Here is a 23,167-nt window from a genome sequence, read left to right as displayed (position 1 = left end):
TTTATAAATTTCTTTTCCGGAACAGTGCACGAACGCACTGCCGGTAAATTCCGGTTCCCAGAAACAGGGTCAGATAGGCGATTTTCCGCCCATTCGTGAAGTGATCGCCTTCCAGTACCAGAAGCGGATGCTTTTTAAGCTCTTTTGCCAGCCTCTTCGCAAGCGCCTTTTTCTCCGCGTCCATGGTTTCCAACAGCATCAGCTTGTCCAGCACGAAAAACCGCGCCCAGCAGCAGCGCACACCTGCTTCTTTTTTCAGCGCCGGGTGGCGTTCTTCCACGACATTCTGATTATGATCCCATACTTCCACCGAACCCAGATCTGACCAGCGAAAACCGCTTGTCGTGAGGCTTTCGCGCCGGTGCACATAATAGTATTTCTGTGCTGTGGAAAAGGCCACCTTCCGGCAGTGCTCCATTAACGGAACGATGACGTATGCATCCTCGGCGATTGTTTTCTCCGGATAGACAACGCCCTCGAAAATCTCTCTCCGATACAGCTTGCCCCACGGCATCACGCCGAACACGCGCGCCTTCATCACCTGGCGCAGTCCCTCCTCGCTGTCGGTCACAGATTCGATTCCCTCCTGTTTCAGATCCGGCACCGGCCTTCCTTCATAGAGATCGTATCCGCGGCAGATACTCATTTCGGCATCATATTTTTCCGCCAGACGATACAGTGTTTCCAGAAGATCCTCCGCTGCGAAATCGTCGCTGTCCACAAACGTGATATAACGCCCCTCTGCAAGCGCAACGCCCGCATTCCGCGCCGAACTGACACCGCCGTTCTCTTTTTGGTGATAACGGATCCGCGCATCCTGTTCTGCGTATGTCCGGCAGATTTCACTGCTCTTGTCGGTGCTTCCATCATCTACAAGAAGCAGCTCCCAGTCCGTAAAAGACTGGGAGAGAATGGAATCCACACATTTTTTTAAAAATTTTTCTGCCTGATACACCGGGGTAATGATTGAAATTTCCGGCATTGTTTTATCCTCTTTCTTTATTTCTTACAGCAGTAGTGTATCCCCTTATACTGCTCATACGGATGATCGAGATCCAGAAACGCCGCATCGTGGTGGCCTTTCTGCTGTTCTTTCGGCGGCAGTTTCATATAATCGCCGAACGCCATGCGCAGATATGTGTCATATCCGACCGGAATCGGCAGGCGCTCGTTCTCGAACGGAACCTCAATCGCCGATGCAAAAATCTTTTTCGGATATTTCCGGAGAATCGCCTGCGGTGCGCACATCTCGGTGATGCCGTCCACCCGCGGGCTGTCGATATCAAATTTTGTAATATAGTTCTCTGCCTGCTTCCAGATCCGGTACCGCATCTTCTGCGTCGGAGCCAGCGCCAGCAGAATCGTTCCCAGGTAATGCATAAACGCGCCGTGGCGTTCTTTGGTCGGAATAACCTGCGTGCAGAAGAGCTGGAAAATCTTTCCCTCGATCACCTGCCATTTCCGCGCAAGGTTTCCCGGTGCATAGCCCTCGATCGGGAGAATATCAAGTGCAACGCCGTGGCAGAGATCCATATCGACCTGCTCCTTTTTCACCTGCGTGGTGCGGCTGTCGCGGATGTTCGCAAACGTGTGAGCATTGCAGAAGCCCTCTTTCGGGTACTCGAGCTTGTAGATTTTACTCTCCTCCTGCGTATCCCAGATTTTCAGGAACTTCTCGTAATCTTTCCGCGGCATGAAAAAGTCGAGATCATCGTCCCACGGAATAAAGCCGCCGTGGCGGATTGCACCGATACAGCCGCCGCCGCAGAGATAACAGGTCAGATGATTTCTCTGGCACCAGTGGTAAAACATAACGGCCATTTCCAGATTTTTTTCCTGCAGCCGGCGCAGAATTTCGTCCTCGGTATTAAACATCTTTTTTCTCCTCTTCCTTTGCGTTCAGGCTGATCGTCTGTCCTTCCTCGAGCCCTTCTGTGCTCTCCTTTGTGAAGACAATCTTAAAGGTTGCAAGAATCAGCTTCAGATCCTCTAAAATCGAATAGCTTTCTATGTACATCAGATCCAGCTTCAACTTGTCGTATGCGGTCGTGTTGTACTTTCCGTAAATCTGGGCGTAGCCGGTAAGGCCTGCCTTTACTTTCAGACGGTAAGCAAACTCCGGAATCGATTCCTCATATTCCTTTGCAATCTCCGGCCGCTCCGGGCGCGGTCCGACGACGCTCATATCGCCCTTGAAAATGTTCAGAAGCTGCGGCAGCTCATCAATTCTCGTCGCGCGGATCACCTTCCCGACCGGCGTAATGCGGCTGTCGTTCTTCGTTGCCAGGCGGGCTACGCCGTCTTTTTCGGCATCCACGATCATGCTTCGGAATTTGTAGACATAGAATTCTTTTCCGCCGATCGTGAGACGTTTCTGTTTAAAGAACACCGGGCCATGGTCATACAGCTTGATGCAGAGCGCTGCGATCAGCATAATCGGCGACGTGATCACAAGAAGAATCGTCGATACGAGCAGATCCAGCAGGCGCTTGCAGAATCTCTGATCAAACGAAAGACCACTGTTTCGCGCGAGCAGAAGCGGTGTATCGAAAATATGGAGCGCTTCCGCTTTCCGTACCATAATATCCGACAGCTTCGGCGTCAGATAGACACGGATTTCTTTCGCATAGCAATATTTCAGCAGACGGTTGCGCAGCTCCGAATGAAGATCGCCCAGGATCACACCCTCCTGACCGTATGTGTCAATCTGGCGGCAGAGCTCTTTCTCTCCCACTTCCACGCTCACCTTATGTGCTACAATATACTTGTCCGGCCGCTGGTTCATCTTCAGCTCCAGGCTTTCCATCGGGTATTCACCGTAAATCAGAAGCACCTCTCTTGGCGGAAAGAGACGCGCAAACGTTTTCTCAAAAAGCCAGGATACAATGCCTGCCAGCGCAAAGTCCACGAGTGTCATGCCGACCATCGGCAGAATGTACGGCAGGTGGCGCCACAGCAGGATAATCTGCAGATACATCAGCGCATTGGCACAGAATGCCGTCATCATCTGGGAATAGATGATGCTGCTTCCCTTCATGTAGCCGATCTTCATGCCGCCGTAAATGTACATGAAAACCAGAAGAAAAATACCGTAGATCACGACGATAATCTGATTTCCCTTATCCCAGAACGGCTCCAGCCACAGGTGGCTCGCATAGTATCTGTCCCAGAACACAGAAAAAACAGCGCATTCCAGAAGCACAATCGCCGCGACCGCCAGGACACGCATCAGATGTTTGTACTGTTCCCTGTTTTTATAGTTCATCAATCTCTTCCTCTCTTTTTGCCCTTACCGTAATACTTCCGCACACCGTTTACGGCATAGCACGCAAAACAGTACAGGGAGCGGAACGTTCCCATTCCCAGCTCGCGGTAAACACGGTAAGTCATTCCTGCAGAATGCAGTTTATTCCCCGATTTTCCTGTGCTGGACAGCCGGTATTTCAGCAAAGGCTCATCCACACCGCAGGCTGTCCCGTATTTTTTCAGGATCCGCAGCCAGTCCAGATAATCCTCGTGGCACTCGTCCTTTTCCATCGGGAATTCCAGCAGAACGCTTCTTTTGGCCAGTACCGACGAGCAGCCGATCACGTTGCCGCGCAGTAGCATTTTGTAGGTGATCCGCTCCGGGACAGAAAAAATCTTCTGCTTTTCCGGTTCCTGATCGTAAATCAGCTCCCGACCCGTACAGCAGAGCACATCACCGGTCTTTGCAAGGGCTTTTTCCTGCTTTTCCAGTTTTTCGGGATCCCAGTAATCATCCGCGTCCAGAAAGGCAATGTAATCGCCCTTTGCGAGCTGTACACCGCGGTTTCTGGATGCGGATGCTCCTTTGTTTGTCTCATTCCGGATATACCGTACCCGGTCATTTTCTCCGTAACGCCCCATCTTTTCCATCGTATCGTCCGTGGAATGGTCGTCGATCACCAGGATTTCCAGCGGGGTTTTTGTTGTCTGGCAAAGGACTGAGTCGATTGCCTGAAACAGTGTTTCTGCACCGTTGTACGAAGGGATTACTACTGAAATCATGTATTTTCCTCTCTTACTTTGTCTGCTGCATCTGTTTTTTAAATTTTCCAGCAGCAAACCTCCTACTTTTATAGCATATCTGCACGGGCTTGTCAATTTTACGCCGGGATCTGCTGGTTTTTCTTTCTTACATGTAATTCTATGTGAGCTTTAAAAACGCCAGTAAATAGAACAGAATTCCTCCGAACAGTGCTCCGTTTCCGCCGTTTTTCTGCCCCGTCTTTTTTCCGATGGCAGTTCCGGCATACATCGCCGCCATTCCGACCGCGAAGGAGGCAAAAAAGATCTGTCCTCCTGTCACCGGAAGATCCGCGGCAAAGACGCCGGAGACAATTCCATCCACCGACATCGAAACCGCCAGCAGGCCAAATTCCAGTGGGTGGAGCTGTTTTTCCAGATGTTCCAGTCTTGCTTCTGGTTTTCCCTGCTTTTTTCTTCTGCGTTTTCTCAGTTCTTCGAAAATTTTCAGCGTTCCCATAAGAAAAAAGCAGCCCGCACCCACTCTGGTTCCCCATTCCGGTCCTGCGGACTGCAGAAATCTTTTTCCAAACTGCGCGGAAGCAACCAGGGCAGCACTGCAAAACAGATTCAGCAGCGCCGTCATGCCGGGTGAAATTCTCGTATTGCTGCTTCCATATCCGATGCTTACTGCAAAGTTATCGGCTGAGAGCGCCGCAGCAAGCAGAAGCAATTCTACCATATGACACGCTCCGTCATTTCTCACTTTACAGTATTCGTCTGTTTTTCAAACCGTGCATCCCGGGAAGGCAGTTCTTTTTCTTATTCCACTGCTTTCCGGAATTCCCGGATTTTTTCTCCGAAGTGCGATACATCGGTGCAGAAAATGCTCGAAGTTCCCGCCACAAAAATGCTGGCTCCAAAGGAACGCAGCGTCGCGCCGTGCTCCTTCGTAATGTTTCCGTCCACTTCTAAAATGATGTCCTCCCGGTGCATCTCCTGCAGAAATTTCTGCAGCTTTTCCGCCTTGCGCAGCGTACTCGGCACAATTTTCTGTCCGGCAAAGCCCGGATTCACCATCAGAAGATTGACGCCGTCGATATAATCAAGCACTTCCTCGATCTGCCCGATCGGTGTCGCCGGGTTGATCGCGAGGAACCGCTTGCAGCCGTACGGCACGAGGTAATCGAGCGCGCGCTGCACCTGGAAAGTGCTCTCATAATGAATCGTCACGATGTCCTCTTTGTAAATGCCGATCCACGGCAGCTTGTACTCCGGGTCTTTAATCATCAGATGAAGATCGAGCGGAATACTCGTCAGTTCCCGCAGTCCGCGGATGTAGTCGACGCCAAGGCCGAAGTTCGGAACGAACTCGCCGTCCATCACATCAATATGGAGATATTCGACTTTTTCTTTTTCAAATACATCGATCGTCGCCTGCAGATCCACAAGGTTTGAGCACATCATGGATGCCGATATCTGACTTTTTCTCATATTTCTACTCCCATGAAACCATTACTTTGCAGTATGGCTCTTTATGATTTTTCATCAGTTCCAGTCCGTCCATCAGCTTTTCGGACGGGAAACAGTGCGTGATCAGCGCCTGTGCCGGGATTTTCTTCTTCGAAAGCGCATCGAGTGCCTCCGTCCAGTCGCAGGCTTCATCTTTTTCATAAGAAGAATTCCACGTTCCCATCAGGTTCAGCTGTTTGCGCAGGATGCGCCAGTACACGTTCTTTTCCATCGCAAGATCGCCCGATGGATTTCCCATCAGCACGATGCTTCCGCCCGGTCTTGCAAGAAGAACTGCACCGGAAACGGCCTGCGGCGTTCCGACCGCTTCTACTACAACATCCGCCTGAATCGCTTTACTCTCCTCTTCCGTCACATATGAGATGCCCGGGATCTGTTCTGCGACCGCACGTTTTGCTTCGCCCCGTCCAATCACAAAAACGGTTTCGGCGCCGAGCGCTTTCGCCCACGCTGCCGCTGCAAAACCGATCATGCCCGTTCCGATCACTGCTGCGGTATCGCCCGGCTTCACACCGCTTCGTTTCACCGCATGAAGCGCCACAGAGAGCGGCTCCAGCATTGCTGCCTCGCGGAAGCTGACGTTTTCCGGCAGCTCCATCAGGTTCCAGTCCGGCACGGCCACGTATTCCGCAAAGCCGCCGTCCCGGCGCGAGCCGAGGTAATCGTAGTGTTCGCACATCTCATATTTTTTCTGCCGGCACTGCGGGCAGGTGCGGCATGGGATCAGCGGGAAAATGCCGACCCGTTTTCCAACTCGCTCTTCCGGCACACCCTCGCCGTATGCGGCAACCACGCCTGAAAACTCGTGACCCGGAATCGTTGGAAAATGGTATGTTCCGTTTGTGAAAATCCGCGGAATATCGGAGCTGCAGATTCCTGATGCCTTTACCTGCACCAGAACCCAGCCGGATGGGATTTCCGGTTTTTCGATGTCTTCCCTTCTTAAATCATTGACTCCATGCAGCTCGTATGCTCTCATTTCGTTTCTCCTTCCACAATCGTACAGAAACGCTCCAGATCGCTCCTTGTTGTAATCTTAAAGTTCCGCTCATCCCCTGGGATCATCGCCACATCCATTCCATGGCGGTAGGCAATTTCACTCGTTCCCCTTGTGAGGGACAGCTCCTCTTTCGATGCTTCCCGGTTGATCTTCGCGTACGGATGCAGCCGGAAGGCTTCCGGCGCCTGACCGGCAAACAGCGTGCTGCGCTCCAGCAGATGGTCAATTTTCGTTCCGTCGCTGCTCTGATAGATCGTGTCCTTCATCGGCAGCACCGGCATACAGCCCTCATGATCGGCAAGCGCCGCAAGGCAGTCGCCAATCAGCTGTTCGCTCACCAGAGGCCGCACGCCGTCGTGGATGATCACACCGTCGTTCTCCGATACGGAATCCTCCATGCAGACGGTAAGGCCATTATGAATGGATTCCTGCCGCGTATCCCCGGCATCCGCAAAGGCGAGAAATTTCGTAATCCCGTCTTCTTCCATCCATCCGCGGATCTTCTCTCTCCAGGCATCTGCCGCCACGATGACGATTTTCTCAACGGCACTGCTTTTCTGAAACTGCTCCAGCGTATACAGCAGAATCGGTTTCTTTTCCACTTCCAGATACTGCTTCGGAAAATCCCCCATCTGCATTCTCGTTCCGATTCCCCCCGATAATATGATTGCGTAATTCATCTTAAGCCTTTCCTTTGCTCTTTTTACTCTCTTTTTTTCGCTCTTCTTCCAGCTCTTTTAAAAAGTCTCCCAGTTCTCCAGAGGCGTTCTCCAGCAGGTACGACTTCGTTTTCTGTTCTTTCTCCAGATAGTTTTCCCGGATCTGGCCGTTTGTATGTTCAATCTCGGTGCGCAGATCCCGTGCGGAGAGACGATGCGCGCCCGCTCCCATAATGATGATCTGCTCGAGACCGTCCGAGGAAGCCACCGTTACGTTGCCGTTGTGGCCGATCCTGTGAACCGTTTTCTCGATGTACTGGTCAGCCGTCTCCGCCTCTTTCGTATAAACGACATGAATATTATGGTACATGCCGACCTCACCCTGGTTGCCTTTTACTTTGTAGGCATCAAAGACAAGAATCAGCGTCATTTTTTTATATCCCTGATAATTTGACAGGATGTCCATCAGCTTTCCTCTGGCGCTCTCAATATTATACCTCGCCAGCTCATTTAAATCATCCCATGCAAAAATAATGTTATAGCCGTCCACCAGCAGATATTCCTCCTGCGGCTCCTTCGGGCGGTTTGATTTTGCATATTTGGGATCCCCGATGCCGGATGACGAGGTGACCGGACGTGTCCGCCGCTCGAAACCGGCGCGCTTCCGCTCCACTTTGCCGTATGTCCTCGTAAAGATTTCTTCCAGCTCCTTTGCCTCCTGCAGGGAAGCTGCCATCGGCACGCGGTCGGATGCTTTTTTTGCTTTCTGCACAGAGGATGCTCCGCCGCTCCGGTCTGCCGCAGATTCGGCTGAATCGCTTTCTTCTTCCGGATTTTCCAGCGTGTATTCCAGATGCATATGGTCTTCCACTTCATTCCATGGAACGACAAAGCCTGCCCCGTGGGCACAGAACACAGAACCCGTCGGATTTTCCACATCCGCCTCGGAATCGTAGCCGATGAAGGCAATCACTTCCTCCGCGTTGTGACACGGCTCATATCCTTTTAAGGTACAGAACACTCTTCCGCGTCCCCGGCTATAAGCAGTCACTTCTTTCTGATAATCCCGCATCGTCACAACCGGTGCGGTTCCGGTGATCACTGTCATATCGCCTTCCATTTCCGGCGGTTCAAAGCTGCCGTACATCCGCTGGATATCGTTCAGCGCCCGTCCCGTCGATTCCGACGGAATTTCCAGACGGAACGCATAGACCGGCTCCAGCAGAACGGATTCTGCTTTTTTCAGTCCCTGCCGCACCGCACGGTACGTCGCCTGGCGGAAGTCGCCGCCCTCGGTGTGCTTAATGTGCGCACGGCCCTTGACCAGCGTGATTTTCATATCGGTAATCTCCGACCCGGTCAGCACGCCGGGATGCTTCCGCTCCAGCAGATGTGTGAGGATCAGACGCTGCCAGTTGCGGTCCAGGGTGTCCTCGCTGCAGACGGTTCCAATCTGCAGTCCGCTGCCCGGTTCTGCCGGCTCCAGCAGCAAATGAACTTCCGCATAATGGCGCAGCGGCTCGAAATGGCCGACACCCTCCACGGTACTGCGGATCGTCTCTTTGTATACAATATTTCCGGCTCCGAATTCCACCCATTCGCCGAAACGCTCGTGGATCAGACTCTTTAAGATCTCGATCTGCACCTCACCCATGACCTGCGCATGGATTTCCGCGAGGCGCTCATTCCAGACAATGTGGAGCTCCGGGATTTCTTCTTCTAACTGGCGCAGTTTTCCAAGCATCTGATGGACATCGCAGTCCGGCGGAAGCTCGATGCGGTACGTCAGCACCGGCTCCAGCACCGGTTTTTCCGCCTCGGTTTCGTTGCCGATGCCCTGACCGGAGAAAGTGCTGTTCAGTCCCGTTACGGCACAGATCGTCCCCGCCGGTGCTTCCTGTACCATCGTATAGCCCGCACCGGAATAAATACGGATCTGGTCTGCCTTTTCTTCGCCGAGCATCTGCTTCACCTTCAGCACGCCGCCCGTGATTTTCAGATGCGTCAGACGGTTTCCTGCCGTGTCCCTTGAAATCTTAAAAACGCGCGCGCCAAAATCCCCGCCGTACTCCGGCGTTTTTGTAAACCGGTCCAGAATTTTCAGAAATTCCGTCACGCCCTCCATCTTGAGTGCAGAGCCAAAGCAGCACGGAAAAACCTTCCGCTCTGCGATCATCGTGCGGATCTGGTTTTCTTCCACGCTTCCCGTTTCCAGATACTGCTCCAGCACGTCCTCATCACACATGGCGAGTTCTTCCAGCAATTCTGCGTTCTGGAGATCCTGCGAGAAATTCAGGCAGTGCTCTGAGAGACGGCTCTGCAGTTCTTCCAGCAGTTTTTCCGCATCCGTGCCTGGCTGATCCATCTTGTTGATAAAGAGAAAGACCGGGATCTCATACCGCGCGAGCAGCCGCCACAGGGTTTCCACATGCCCCTGCACGCCGTCCGCACCGCTGATCAGAAGAACCGCATAGTCCATGACCTGTAAAGTGCGCTCCATCTCCGCCGAGAAATCCACATGGCCCGGCGTGTCAAGGAGTGTGACCTCCGTCTCGTTCAGCTTCAGCACGGCCTGTTTGGAAAAGATCGTGATGCCCCTTGCTTTTTCCAGTTCCTCCGTGTCCAGAAAGGCGTCCTTGTGATCCACTCTTCCGGCTTTCCGGATCTGGCCTGTTTTATATAAAATTCCCTCTGCCAGCGTCGTCTTTCCCGCATCGACATGCGCTAAAATGCCTACCGCCAGTTTTTTGGTTTTTTCCATTTTGTTTCATCCTGTCTGTATGATTCATATTTTTCAGGCCCCCTCATCCCCTGCGGCCCGACTCACTGCTTATTGTACCACAAAACCTCTCATTGCGGAACCCCGGAGTGAAACGCAAAAAATCTCAAAGCGGATTTCTCTCCTGCTTTGAGATTTTTTATGTTATGTTCTGTTTTATCTCTCCCCCGCCATCGGCTGCCGATCTGCAATTTTCAGGAAAATAAATCCCAGTGCAAAGAAAATCGCCAGGCATGCAACCGCCACGTTGATCGTTCCGCCTGCCAGTTTTACAGCTGCAATAACTGCAGAACCAAGGAACGATGGTTACTCTGTCTTCCAACGTCATATCCGTTTCTTTTAAAAGTTCATTTGCAAGAAGTGCACCGTACTCTGCCTGATGGGCAACCTGCATACAGTGTTTCTGCGAATGATCCGTATACCCCAGCTGTCCCAGGTTTTCGTTTCCTTTTTCAGATATGCGCTGCATCCATTCCAGACTCCAGCCTAACCGCTGTATTTTTGCTGTTCCTGCCATTTCTTTCAGAATATTTTTTACTACAATCACGATCGTGGCACATTTGTATTTTAACTGCTATCCTGTTCCTATAAGGTCTATATCAAATGATTGTTAAATTTTTTATATTTTTGATGCAGTCAGGCGGGGTTCTGTTACAGCAGAAAAGCACTGCAAATACAGATGGATGTATTTACAGTGCTTATTTTGAGATTATTTTTGTTTTTTAATTCTGTGCGTCTTCGTATTCTTTTACTTTTTCTTCATACTGCTCCTGGCTCTCGATCGTATGTTTTACAATATGACCGTGCTCTTTCTGCTTATGTGCCAGATCCCGGCCAGGACGCGGTGCATATTCGTCTTCCGGGATTTCGAGTGCATTGGCGGTGGCGTGAATGATACCGTTGCTGCTGTAGGTGGCACCGCTCAAGGCGTCGATGTTAAGGCTCTGTTCTTCTTTCATCTGCCCTATCACGTAAGGCGCTGCACGGAAAAAGTATTCCTCGGTGTCGCAGTAGGAAAGGATGGAGATGTCGGTCACTTTCTGGTTTTCTACCGTTACCTGCACTTCGACATCCCCGCGGAAGGCATCGGCGGTACCCGTGCAGATACCGTCTTTCAGGTCGTGGAAACGGCCGGCGTCCAGGAATGCCTGTTTTTCTTCCGTTGTATCCGTCGATTCAGATGCTGTATTTTCCTGTACAGTATTCTCATCTCCGGCGGCTTCTTTTAACGCATTTTGAGTGGCCTCAATCAACCCTTTACTGCTGTAGGTGGCGCCGGAAACGGTATCTATCTCCTCGGCACTCTGTTTTTTCATGATTTCCGAAAAGATTCCTGACTTTGCTCTGTCCAGATATGTCTGATCATCCTCGGCGTTCTCTATCGTCAATCCGGTTATCGTTCCCTGTTCCACTTTTACGGAAACGGTCACGGTTCCGCGGTAGCCTTCTCCACTTCCGGAATAAGCGCCGTCCTGGAATCTGCTGTCCAGATTCTGTTCTGCCGTATTAATGGCCGCATCACCTGCTGTCTTACCAACGGAACCGCTCTCGCTCCGGATCAGGAACTGTGACGCTGCAATCGTAAGACAGGTCACCCCGACACCGATCCACACGCTGTATCGGTACTTCCAGTGTGCATTGTTCTTCAGACATCCGTTTATACATACCCCGCATCCAATGCACTCGCCGCCTGCCGTCTGCTCTTTTTCTGTCAGATCAATTCCCATGGTACATTTTGCAGTACAGAGACGGCAGTTTCCGCATTTGCTCCGCGGTTTTACAATTTTTAACAGAGTACATCTGGAAATCATGCTGTAGATGGCTCCTATGGGACAGAGATACCGGCAGAAAAAGCGCTGGATTAAGACGGATCCGACGAAAATCACCAGAATCAGCGCACCGCCAATCGAAAACATCGGCTTCACGCCCGGCCAGTGTCCGATGGAACTGTACTGTCCAAATACCTGCCACGGCCCTGCGATGTTCCATTTTATCATACCGCTCCATACGAAGACTGCCCAGAACAGGAGCACACCATATTTGATCCAGCCTGTTGGAACATTTCTTCCACTCTTCTTTGAATTTGAATGCAGGTTTTTCGCACCTGCTTTTCGAAACCGCTTTTTCAGCTTATTTCCTGCAAACCACAGAAAATCCTGCACAGCCCCGAAGCTGCAGAAATATCCGCAGAAAAACCGTCCCACAATAATCACCGCCGGAACCGTCGCCAGCACCATCCATACCGAATACCTGATCCGTTCCCACGAAACCGTCCCCTGATAAACTGCGGAAATAATCGTCCCAACCGCAGAAAACTGCGCCTCAAACAAGCCCGGGATCAGCAGGAAAGAAAGGATCTGAATCACTGCTTTCGGCCAGTTTCTTTTGTCTTGTTTTTTCAAATTTGTTCCTCTTTTCTTATGTTTAACGTTTCATCTCCATTACCGGACCATTCGATTTATGTTCCTGGATTAATTCACAAATCTCCGAAAGATTCATTGCCGAGAAATCTCCGGGGACGGTATCCTTCAGGGCACTTACTGCATTTCCGATGGATACTGCCTGTGACAGTAAAAAACCCTCATAAATCGTGTATTTTCTGCACATTTATGAGGGTTTTATATTTTTGCGTTATTTTTACAAATTCACAGTTGAATTATGCGTTCATCTGTTTAGCAACTTCCTCAGCAAAGTTCTCTTCTTTCTTCTCGATTCCTTCACCGGTCTCGAAACGAACGAAACCTTTTACTGCTACGGTTGCGTTGTTTGCTTTTGCAACCTGTGCTACATACTGAGCTACGGACTGTTTTCCGTCTTCTGCTTTTACGTATACCTGGTCAAGCAGGCAGATCTCTTTGAGCTCTTTGTTGATACGGCCCTGGATCATTCCCTGGATAACTTTTTCCGGTTTCTGGGACTCTTTCGGGTCGTTCTGAATCTGAGCCATGAGGATTTCTTTCTCATGTGCGATGTAATCAGCGCTTACTTCGTCGCGGTTTGTGTACTGCGGACGAAGAGCTGCAATCTGCATTGCAACGTTTTTAGCCATCTCTTTGAGGTCATCGTTTACAACATCTGTCTCAACGTCAACCAGAACACCGATTTTACCGCCCATATGAGTATAAGAAGCAACGAAACCGTTCTCCTCTTTTACCTGCTGGAAACGACGGATGTTCATGTTCTCGCCGATGGTAGCGATCTGATGAGCCAGCTCTTCGCCAACGGTCTCGTTGGTATCGAATTTCCAAGGCTCTGCCAGGAATCCTTCTACGTCTGCTGCAGTTGTATCCATAGCCTGCTCTGCAACCTGTGCTACATAGCCACGGAATTTCTCGTTCTTTGCAACGAAGTCTGTCTCAGCGTTTACTTCTACAGCGACAGCTTTCTTTCCATCCTCGGATACGTTCAGCATAACGATACCCTCAGCTGCGATTCTGCCAGCTTTTTTCTGAGCAGTAGCAAGTCCTTTTTCTCTCAGGAACTCCATTGCTTTGTCCATATCACCTTCGGTAGCTGTAAGAGCTTTCTTGCAGTCCATCATACCAGCACCGCTTACTTCTCTTAACTCTTTTACCATTGCTGCTGTAATAGCCATTGTTTTATTCCTCCGTATACGTGATTCAGCAGACTGCATCTTCATGCCGGTCTGCTATTGTGAGATTCGCCGAAGGGAACCTGAATTTCAAGTTCCCCCCAGTTCATTACTTCGCGTAAATTATTCAGCGTCTGTCTCTGCTGCTTCTTCGTATGCAGCTTCCTCAGCCTCGCCCTGTTTTGCCTCGATCACTGCGTCTGCCATTTTGGAAACGATCAGTTTTACGGCACGGATAGCGTCGTCATTACCCGGAATTACATAGTCAAGCTCTTCCGGATCGCAGTTGGTATCGCAGATACCGATCAGCGGAATTCCCAGTGTATGAGCTTCCTGTACGCAGATTCTCTCTTTTTTCGGATCTACTACGAAGATAGCGTCCGGCAGTCTCTTCATTTCTTTGATACCGCCAAGGTTTTTCTGCAGTTTTGCAAGCTCTTTCTTTAACTCAATGACTTCTTTTTTCGGAAGAACTTCGAAGGTGCCATCCTGCTCCATGGTCTCGATTGCTTTCAGTCTTGCAATACGGCTCTGGATGGTTTTGAAGTTGGTCAGCATACCGCCGAGCCATCTCTCGTTTACATAGTACATTCCGCAGCGCTCTGCCTCAACAGCGATAGCGTCCTGAGCCTGTTTTTTGGTTCCTACGAAAAGGATTGTGCCGCCGTCTGCTGCGATGTCTGCAACAGCTTTGTATGCGTCATCTACCATTCCTACAGATTTCTGCAGGTCGATGATGTAGATACCATTACGCTCTGTGTAGATGTACGGAGCCATTTTAGGATTCCATCTTCTTGTCTGATGTCCGAAATGAACACCGGCTTCCAGTAACTGTTTCATTGAAATTACGCTCATTGTTTTATCTCCTTATGGTTTTATTCTTCCCCATGTTTTTTCACCTTGGAACCTGTTTTTCAAAAAACAGGCACCATCCTTGGTACCGCATGGGTGCTTATTGTGCAACAGTAAGATTGTATCACAGAGTTTTTTTCATGACAAGCATTTTTTTCGCGGATTCTGCGGTTTTTTTCTGTTATTTTTGTGTTTTTCCCTGTTTATCCTTTAAAAACAGATACCAGAATGTTCCGGCGCAGATTACCGCTTCCAAAAAGATGAACATCCATGCACCTGCCGGCGCTTTTTGGGTCATCCAGGATACGAACTGGCTCCGGTAAAGTCCCCAGATATTTTCTGCCATGTGCGCAAGAACCGGGGCAAGGAGTGTTCCGCACCGCTCATAAATAAGGATCAGAAGCACACTTACCACGGCTGCATAGACAAACTGCGTCACATTGCCGTGATATGCACCGAACAGCAGACATGATGCTGCGATGCCCCAGCCGGTTCCCCAGAAATCTTTTGCCCTGCGGTAAATCATGCCGCGGAAAACAATTTCCTCTGCGGCCGCGCTCAGCACACCGACGGACAGGATCAGAAGCAGCGGGTTCTGTCCTTCATAAATCTTTGATGCCATGTCCTGATAGCCGGAAAAGATTCTGGTAAAGCCGGTCACGTTCATTACAGTATTCAGGAGATGGCCGAAGGTCATAACCAGCAGAATACAGGCGGCTGCCTCTGCCGCACTCCACCGTTTTTCCGGTTTCGGGAACATGCCTTCATCTTTTTTGTACTGTTTCCAGAGAACCGGGATCGCCGCCAGACTGCCGATTGCTGATGCAAGAACGGATGTCGCGTGCATACGCTCTTCCAGATAACCGCCGGTCGTAAACGTCATCAGGATCAGCGCCAGAAGTACGGTTGCTCCGATCAGAAACAGTTCGTACGTCAGAAGCGGTTTTAAAAGACGCCATAGCTTCCGCTGGATAGGAATTACGATTTCCTCCGTTTTTGGCTCTGTTTTCGCTGTCCTTTTTTCTTTTATATTCTCTGCTTTTTTCTCTTTCGGCGCAAAGATTCCTGTTCCACTTTCTCCTCTTGTCAGCCACGGGATACGCTCCGGCTTCATTTTTTTGATGCGGTCGCGTCTTTTCTTCTCTTCTTTCGGATCCTCCGCCAGCAGTTTCAGTTCTTCCGGTGTATCACATACCTTTGCGGCACCTGCTGCCTCGAGTTCTTCTCTTCCGCCGTACCCATACGATACGCCGACACAGAGCAGTCCGTTTTCTCTTGCCCCGATTACGTCATAGCTTCTGTCACCAACCATCACCACGTCGGAACGGCTGTCTTCTGCTCCGAGTCGGCGCAGCGTCTCTGCGATGACTTCTCCTTTATCGGTTCTGGTTTCGTTCATTTCTGAACCGGTTACTACGGTAAAATACTTTCTGATTTCGAAATGCTCCAGGATCTGCTCCACGTATTTTTCCGGTTTGGACGATGCTACCGCCAGAATTTTTCCCTTCTCTTTCAGATACGCCAGAACCTCCGGGATTCCCTCGTATACTTCATTTTCAAAAATGCCCTCTGCCTCGTACCGCTCCCGGTATTTTGTGATGGCCTGCTGTGCTTCTTCGCAGCCAAGGCCTGCAAAATTCATGAAAGATTCCAGAAGCGGCGGCCCCACGTAACAGTTCAGTTTTTCCAGATCCGGCTCTTCGATGCCAAAGGATGCCAGCGCATACTGTACGCATCTTGTAATTCCAGGACCGGAATCGGTCAGGGTTCCGTCCAGATCAAATAATATCATATCTGACATACTCTTATTTCCTCTTTTACTTTTTTATCGTATGACATGTCTTTTATTCTAGCATATCGAAATTAGAAATACAAACAAAACCGGATCAGGCTATTTTCTGCAGAGTGCACGCAGATAGCGGGTGGTCTGATTCTGAATTTCGGCAATGGCACGAATCAGGTTCCAGAGGCGCCTTAAGGACTGCAAGAGGCGGGTTCCTTTTGGTTTCTGGCTGGTTCTTTGGCTGACAAGTGTGGAAGTTTTTGGTTTCACGTTGACTTCCCACGGTTTCATGGTTCGTACAATGCCGTCTGCGCCACGCACTTTTACAGTGATGCGGTTGTAGCCTTCGGAAAGGCTCTCGGCTTTCAGACAGATTTTGTTTTCTTTCCATTCGTATTCGGCTTCGGAGCCATTTACCATGCAGGAAAGAATTTCAGCCGTGTCGGCGGCTCCCTCGAGCAGAATTTCCGGGGTATAACCGGGATCTATTTCGACGCTGGTGTCGGCCGGGCGGATAATCAGGGGGTTCGGCGCTTCGAAATCTTCGTCTGCTATCTGTGATAATATGAAATCAGCGATGATCTGCGGCGGTATTTGAGATGGCTCCTCCCCGGCACTCTCAGATGGAGTTTCGGCAGGCGGAGGACTGCTTTCTTCTGTTTGTAGCGGAGTATCATCTGGATCTTGGGTCACCTCCTCGGGCGTGGCTGCAGCAACGGGCAGCTGTTCGTCTGTTTTGAGTTCTTCTTTCTCCGGAGACGATTGCCCGGGCTCCGTTTGTTCCTGCTTTTCTGTGTTTGCCTTTCCGGCATCTGGCATTACGGTAGGCTCTTCTTTTTCTGGTGCTTTTGTTTCCGAGGTTTGATTTTCTGACTCTTTTTCGGTTGACGGAGATTCCTGCTTCGTTTCTTCCATATCAGGCTTTTCCGGTTCCGAATCTTCTGGCATCAAATTTTCCGTTCCGGATTTTTCTGAACCTGCATCTTCATAATCTGGTTTTTCTGTGTCCATTTCTCCAAAATCCGTTCTCTCCGAATCTGACTCTTCTGTCTCTGATTCTTTTGTATCTGTTTCTTCCCACCTTTCCGCTGGTTCTTTCTCCGGATCCGGAATTACCGTCGGGGGAAGCATTTTTTCTTCTTCTGTCTCTTTCTTTCCGGTCTCTGCCGGATCTGTTTTCTCTTCCGGCGGCTCTGGTTCCTGCTCTGGTTTCTCTTCTATAGGCGGTTCTTCTTCTGACTTTTCGTCCGGCAGCAGTTCCTCCGGTCCGGCTTTCCCGTCTGCATCTGTCACATCACTGTTCTCGATGATTTCAGCTTCTAATTCCACGCTTTCCACCGCACTTGCGGCCTCGCCTGTCGTCTGCTGTGTCTCCGCGTGGACTTCGATTCCCTGGACGGCCAGGAATCCTGTCATCATTGCGCATATGGTCTTTTTTCTCATCCTGCTTCCTCCCATCTTTTTCTGATCTGCTGATAAAAAATGTCCTCCTCCATTCCCGGAATTTCTGCTGCCTCGTTGAGGTACTGTTCTGTTTTTTCCTGCATGTCGAACTGAAGTGCCAGCTCTGCGGCCCTGAGCAGATTTTTCCGCCGGTTTCCATCCTGTCTGCTGCACAGAAGCCGTTCGTAATAGAGAAAGCTCTCCTGGCACCAGTCCTGTTCTCTTTCCCCATCCCCAGATTTTCCGCCAAGATAGCACGCATCCGCCAGTCTCTGCCAGATAACCGCCTCCCACTTCCCCTCCATATTCTCGCCTGCGGCCTTTTCCAGCACTTCGATTCCTTTCCGCATGGCGTCTATGTCATTTTCACGCGCCAGTTCTTCGGAAAAACTGAAATACATTCCTGCAACAGCAAGATATCTGCGGCAGCGTTTTTCTTTTTCCGGCTCCTGCTGCGTGTCATCATAAAATTCAGCCAGCAATGGCTCCATCTGCATTTTTTCCCTTGCCGCATCATCCGCCAGACAGTATTCCACAAGTTCCTGCTCCACACGCCCCGCCTGACTGAGATGGTCTGCCTTTAAGAACGCTTCCCGCGCTTTCTGGTAGTTCGGCAGACTGCCTTCTTCCACCGGATTTCCGCAGAACCAGAGATCGCCCTGCTCCTCCCATTCGTCTGCCGCCGGAAACTGACCCCATGGCATCCTGCTGGCAACTGCAGCCGCTCCTCCTGTCAGAAAAGCAAAAACTGCAAAGATCCGCAGAGTCTTCCTGCCTTTTTGCTTTCTTTCCAGCCGCCGCAGTGCCTTTTTGACTTCTCTGGCAGACGCATACCGCTCCTCCGGCTTTTTCTGCATACACTTTTCCATCACCCGCCAGAGTCCTCTTTTCTGCCGCTTTTTCGCATGCTTCGCCATTGCCGCAAGCAGTGCGCCGAGTGCATAAAGATCGGAACGGGCGTCACACTTCCCGTTATACTGCTCCGGCGCTGCATAACCGCGGGTTCCATAACGGACTTCCACACCCGTTTCTTCTGTTCCGGCTGCACCGAAATCCACAAGGTATATTTCACCACGCTCTGTTATCATCACGTTGTCCGGCTTCAGATCCCGGTAGAAAACCGGCGGGTTCTGTGCATGGAGATAACAGAGAATCCCGCTCAGGGCAATTCCCGTTTTCAGAATTTCCCGGCTGGAAAACCGTTCTCCCTTACGCATACGCTGTCCGATAGATTTTCCGTTTACAGCTTCCATCACCAGAAAGCTTTTTGTCCCACTTTCCAGAAGTTCCACCGCACAGGGAATCCCGGGATATGAAAACTTCTGTAAAAGAAACGCTTCCCGGCGCAGTTTTTCCCTGTCACATATACTTACCTTGACTGCATACCGCTTTCCGGATCCAGTTTTCTCTGCAAGATAAACGACAGACGTTGCCCCTCTTCCGAGCACTGACAGCAGGCGATACTTCCCTCCCGGAAGTTCTACTTTTCCAATGATCCCGCCTCCTCTTTTTACGTCAAAGTGTTTGTCAGTCCGATATTCTGTTTTTGTACATGGATATAAATTGAGCCGAATGGCTCTTCGATAGAGTAATATAGAATCGATTTTTCAGGACAAATGTCCAAGCGGATGAAAAATCGTGATGTAAGTATAACACAACAGCCGCCGTTTCTGCAAGAACTACAGAAGCCGACGGCTGCCAAAAAAATCGCCTGTTTTTTATCTATTTTTTCCCTCTTGACGAATCTTACATCCGTTCCGGTGCCGAGAATCCCAGCAGGTCGATGCAGGTCTCAAGTACCTCGCGGACAAGATCCAGCAGTGCCAGGTAAGATGCTTTTCTTGCCTCATCCTGCTCACTTAAGATCTTGGTCTCGTGGTAGAAATGGTTGAACTCGTTTGCAAGCTCGTAGATATAAGCACAGATCTTATGCGGTGCTTTCTCCTCGAATGCGTTCTCCACAACGCCGTTGAAACGGGATACGGAAAGCATCAGAGCTTTCTCGCTGTCGCTCTTCGGTGCCAGAAGTGCGCCTTTCTTCAGTTCATTTCCCTCTTCTTTATATTTTCCGAGGATGGATTTTGTACGAACGATCGTGTACAGGATGTACGGACCGGTGTTTCCCTCGAAGGAAGTAAATCTCTCAACATCGAATACATAATCTTTCGATGCCTGGTTGGACAGGTCACCGTATTTAATAGCAGACAGTCCGACAATCTGTGCCGTTCCTCTTGCATCCGTATCTTTTACGCTGCGGTTCTCCACGATCTTCTGATACATCTCATCGTTGATCTCGCCGATCAGACGCTCCAGACGCATAACGCCGCCCTCACGGGTCTTGAACGGTTTTCCGTCTTTTCCGTTCATGGTACCAAAGCCGATAAAGGAAAGAACGGTATCATCATTCACCAGTTTTGCTTTTCTTGCACAGCGGAAACACTGTACGAAGTGAAGCTCCTGACGTTTGTCTGCCAGATAGCAGATCTCGTCCGGCTTGTACAGTTTCATACGCTGGATGATGGTTGCCAGGTCTGTCGTATCATACAGAGCTGCTCCATCGGATTTTAAGATCATGCACGGCGGGATCTCTTTTGTGTCTGTCTCTTCTTTGACATCAACAACGAGTGCGCCCTGGTCATAATGTGCATAACCATTGTCTTTCAGGTAATCTACCATGTCCGGAATGTACTCCTGTGCATCGGACTCACCCATCCACAGATCGAAATGAACGTCGAGGTTTCCATAGTTCTTTTTCAGATCGGCAACAGAAACGTTCATAATGTGTTTCCAGATCGCACGATATCCTCTTCTGCCCTGCTGCAGCTCTCTCGTTGCCTCGAGTGCACGTTTCTTATAGTCCTCGTCCTCTTTTGATTTGCCGCTTGCGCAAGGATAAATCTCCTCGAGCTCGCTGATCGTAAACGGTGCTTCCTCCGGGTACTCTCCCGTAAAGGACTCATCAAAATAAACAAGCTCCGGATGGCGCTCCTGCAGCTCGGTGATGATCAGTCCCATCTGCAGACCCCAGTCTCCAAGATGAACGTCACCGATCATGTTGTGGCCCATGAAGCGTCCCATACGCTTGATGCTCTCGCCGATGATCGCAGAACGGAGATGGCCGACGTGAAGCGGTTTTGCCACGTTTGCTCCGCCGTAATCTACGATGATGGTTTTCGGATTTTTTGCTTTCTCTACAGAAAGATCTTCATCGTTCTGCATTTTGGAAAGATAATCTGCCAGAAATTCCGGGTTGATTTTCAGGTTGATGAATCCCGGTTTTACGGCTTCAATTTCACCGATCACGCTGTGATCGGTCACTTTTTCTACAACTGCTTCAGCCAGCTGGATCGGTGCTTTGTGGTATGCTTTTGCAGCTGCCATTGCGCCGTTGCACTGGTATTCGCACAGATCCGGGCGGTTGGAAACGGAAACCCTTGCATAGGACGGGTCCATCTCCGCAGCGGTAAAGGCTTTTACCAGCTCTTCCTGGATAAGATCGATCAGTTTTTTCATAATGTTTCCCTCATTTTCTTCTTTACTGCAGAATCATCTGTTCTGCGTTTTGTTTCCGCGCGCTGCGCCGGGCTTCTTCCTCTTCTTTGATGCCGCTTTTCTGATAACAGTACTGGATGATATCTCTTCTTCGGATGATGCCGATGAAGATTCCCTCGTCATCCACAACTGGAACGAAATTCTGCCGCATGGACATCTCGATCAGGTCCTCGATGTTGCTGTTGATGTTGACGGACTCATAATTCCACCGTTTCGGAACCTGCCAGAGCGGGATATCCTCTGCTTCATGGTAATTCAGCAGATACCGTTCTTTTATGATGCGGAGCAGATCTCCTTCCGTCAGTGTTCCCACGTAGCAGCCCTTTTTGTTCAGTACCGGAACCGCCGTGTATTTATGATATTCGATCTTCTCGATGGCCTGCCGAAGTGAGCAGTCGTCATACAGATAAGCCGTTTCACTTTTCGGTGTGATAAAAAACAAAATATTCATTCGCGTATACTCCTTTTCGTTGGTCATACTCTTGTTTGATTATACCATAAACGAATGTGAAATGTCTTTGAATCTTTCTTATATTTTCATAAACATACCGAATCCGAAACTCGAATGCCTCTTTGCTGCGCCGCAAATTGCGCTTATTTTCCAGTATAACCGACTTTCCGCAAAAAGTAAAGATCTTAAGTTTCATCCGCACACGCCGCACAAAAAATCCGCACGGATCCAGCACCTACGCTGTACCCGCACGGATTTTTCAACTCTTTTTTGTTCTATTCTCTTCGCAGCGCATCGATCGGATTCAGGTTCGCTGCTTTTACCGACGGCAGCAGGCCGAATACGATACCGATCACCATGGAGAAGACCACGGAGAAAATGATTGCCGGAATACTGATCGCCACAGGCGTCTGCGATACCCTCGAAATCACCTGTGCCATGATAATGCCGCCCAGCACGCCGAGCAGTCCGCCGATGCTGGTGAGCACCGCCGCCTCGGTCAGGAACTGGAACAGAATTCTGCGTTTTCTTGCTCCGATCGCCTTTTTCAGGCCGATCTCGCTTGTACGTTCCGTTACAGATACCAGCATAATATTCATAACACCGATACCGCCGACCAGAAGCGAAATGCTCGCGATCCAGATCAGCTGCTGGTTCGTGCTCTGGCCTAACTCCTGCAGACTCTTTGCTTTCTCCAGCAGATCCTCTGCCTGATAGGAAAGAGAATCAGTTGTATTGGTCACGGATTCGTTCATGATATCCGCTGTTGTCTTTCCCACCGTGCTCATATCCTCGGTCGTTTTTGCCATCACAACGGCATTTTCCGGTTCATCATACTGGAATACGATCGGCCAGCAGACATCCGGCATCAGCACCAGCGGATAGGATTCCTGATTGTACGTATAGTAGTCATCTCTGGAATTGATGACCGGCTGGAACGAATCGGCTTTTTTGATCACGCCGATCACCGTGAACGGCTCTCCCATGATCTCGATCGTTTTGCCGACCGGCGACTCATCCGGGAAGAGTGTCAGCACTGCGGTATCGTCGAGGAGGACAACTTTGTGGATCTTCGAGAAATCGCTCTCCACAAAGCCGCGTCCCTGATAAATCTGATATCCGCACGTCGACAGATAATTTTCATCCACGCCAAGCGCCTTCGCACTGTCCAGTGTTGTGTTTCCTTTTGCGATGCCGCTCACATACGTTCTTTCGGTGTAAAACGATGCATTTTCCACCTGATCCTGCTCACGGATCCGCTTTTTCTGATCATCGGACAGTTTCGACACGCCGCTTGGCAGTCCGTTGTCCATCCAGTAATCGCCGTCGCCCTGCTTTAAACTGACGGTCACGTTGTTGTTTCCGGCTCCGATCAGGTTCTGTTTGATCTGCTCATTCGTTCCCTTGATCGTGGAGACAATTGAGATGATCGACGCAATTCCGATGATAATGCCCAGCATCGTCAGGAAGGAACGCATTTTGTGTGACCAGATTCCCTGAAAGGAAAGTCTTACATTTTCTAACATAATGCGCCTC

The 23,167-nt window shown here is 50.1% G+C and carries 18 protein-coding genes; all 18 read right to left on the bottom strand.

The annotated features are described in order from the left end of the window. Position 1: 1 nt before the first annotated feature. Positions 2–982 (bottom strand): glycosyltransferase family 2 protein, encoded by a 981-nt coding sequence (locus DWZ44_RS05200; RefSeq protein ID WP_055219419.1) that lies wholly within the window; start codon positions 980–982, stop codon positions 2–4. 17 nt (positions 983–999) lie between these two features. Beyond that, on the bottom strand, positions 1,000–1,875 hold the full coding sequence (locus DWZ44_RS05195; protein WP_055219421.1) for a LicD family protein: 876 nt from the start codon (positions 1,873–1,875) through the stop codon (positions 1,000–1,002). Next, entirely contained in the window at positions 1,868–3,265 is a 1,398-nt protein-coding gene (locus DWZ44_RS05190) for a sugar transferase (protein ID WP_117804376.1), read from the bottom strand. Before DWZ44_RS05190 ends, DWZ44_RS05195 begins: the two co-directional genes overlap by 8 nt. Beyond that, positions 3,265–4,029 carry a glycosyltransferase family 2 protein gene (locus tag DWZ44_RS05185; protein ID WP_117804423.1) on the bottom strand — a complete coding sequence of 255 codons (765 nt, stop codon included), beginning with the start codon at positions 4,027–4,029 and terminating at the stop codon, positions 3,265–3,267. The genes DWZ44_RS05190 and DWZ44_RS05185 overlap by 1 nt, the downstream gene beginning before the upstream one ends. Positions 4,030–4,168: 139 nt before the next feature. Further along, positions 4,169–4,729, bottom strand: a complete 561-nt coding sequence (locus tag DWZ44_RS05180; protein WP_055219426.1) for a manganese efflux pump — start codon at positions 4,727–4,729, stop codon at positions 4,169–4,171. 80 nt (positions 4,730–4,809) lie between these two features. Further along, positions 4,810–5,481, bottom strand: a complete 672-nt coding sequence (locus tag DWZ44_RS05175; protein ID WP_117801721.1) for a ribulose-phosphate 3-epimerase — start codon at positions 5,479–5,481, stop codon at positions 4,810–4,812. 4 nt (positions 5,482–5,485) lie between these two features. After that, positions 5,486–6,499 carry a galactitol-1-phosphate 5-dehydrogenase gene (locus tag DWZ44_RS05170; protein ID WP_117804375.1) on the bottom strand — a complete coding sequence of 338 codons (1,014 nt, stop codon included), beginning with the start codon at positions 6,497–6,499 and terminating at the stop codon, positions 5,486–5,488. Continuing rightward, positions 6,496–7,200: an IspD/TarI family cytidylyltransferase gene (locus DWZ44_RS05165; RefSeq protein WP_055219430.1), complete on the bottom strand. Its 705-nt coding sequence runs from the start codon at positions 7,198–7,200 to the stop codon at positions 6,496–6,498. Before DWZ44_RS05165 ends, DWZ44_RS05170 begins: the two co-directional genes overlap by 4 nt. Before the next feature lies 1 nt (position 7,201). Next, a complete protein-coding gene (locus tag DWZ44_RS05160; RefSeq protein ID WP_117804374.1) occupies positions 7,202–9,940 on the bottom strand; it encodes a translation factor GTPase family protein in 2,739 nt (912 codons plus the stop codon). A gap of 740 nt (positions 9,941–10,680) precedes the next feature. Further along, positions 10,681–12,360 carry an FMN-binding protein gene (locus DWZ44_RS05150; RefSeq protein WP_117804373.1) on the bottom strand — a complete coding sequence of 560 codons (1,680 nt, stop codon included), beginning with the start codon at positions 12,358–12,360 and terminating at the stop codon, positions 10,681–10,683. A 254-nt stretch (positions 12,361–12,614) separates the two neighbouring features. Then, positions 12,615–13,553, bottom strand: coding sequence for a translation elongation factor Ts (gene tsf, locus DWZ44_RS05140; RefSeq protein WP_022461153.1), 939 nt, complete (start codon positions 13,551–13,553; stop codon positions 12,615–12,617). A 120-nt stretch (positions 13,554–13,673) separates the two neighbouring features. After that, on the bottom strand, positions 13,674–14,405 hold the full coding sequence (gene rpsB / locus DWZ44_RS05135) for a 30S ribosomal protein S2 (protein WP_022461152.1): 732 nt from the start codon (positions 14,403–14,405) through the stop codon (positions 13,674–13,676). 178 nt (positions 14,406–14,583) lie between these two features. Continuing rightward, positions 14,584–16,203 (bottom strand): HAD hydrolase-like protein, encoded by a 1,620-nt coding sequence (locus DWZ44_RS19110; RefSeq protein WP_117801725.1) that lies wholly within the window; start codon positions 16,201–16,203, stop codon positions 14,584–14,586. 90 nt (positions 16,204–16,293) lie between these two features. Next, positions 16,294–17,628: a hypothetical protein gene (locus DWZ44_RS05125; protein ID WP_117804372.1), complete on the bottom strand. Its 1,335-nt coding sequence runs from the start codon at positions 17,626–17,628 to the stop codon at positions 16,294–16,296. Next, on the bottom strand, positions 17,625–19,082 hold the full coding sequence (locus DWZ44_RS05120; protein ID WP_243867745.1) for a serine/threonine protein kinase: 1,458 nt from the start codon (positions 19,080–19,082) through the stop codon (positions 17,625–17,627). Before DWZ44_RS05120 ends, DWZ44_RS05125 begins: the two co-directional genes overlap by 4 nt. Positions 19,083–19,374: 292 nt before the next feature. After that, positions 19,375–21,141 (bottom strand): arginine--tRNA ligase, encoded by a 1,767-nt coding sequence (gene argS, locus DWZ44_RS05115; protein ID WP_022461148.1) that lies wholly within the window; start codon positions 21,139–21,141, stop codon positions 19,375–19,377. Positions 21,142–21,163: 22 nt separating this feature from the next. Further along, a complete protein-coding gene (locus DWZ44_RS05110) occupies positions 21,164–21,631 on the bottom strand; it encodes a CBS domain-containing protein (protein WP_022461147.1) in 468 nt (155 codons plus the stop codon). Between the two features lie 275 nt (positions 21,632–21,906). Continuing rightward, positions 21,907–23,157, bottom strand: a complete 1,251-nt coding sequence (locus tag DWZ44_RS05105; RefSeq protein WP_022461146.1) for an ABC transporter permease — start codon at positions 23,155–23,157, stop codon at positions 21,907–21,909. Positions 23,158–23,167 lie beyond the last annotated feature (10 nt).

This window comes from Blautia sp. AF32-4BH (assembly GCF_003460565.1).
GTDB classification, from domain to species: Bacteria; Bacillota; Clostridia; order Lachnospirales; family Lachnospiraceae; genus Fusicatenibacter; species Fusicatenibacter saccharivorans.
This window is presented reverse-complemented; position numbering and strand designations above follow the sequence as displayed.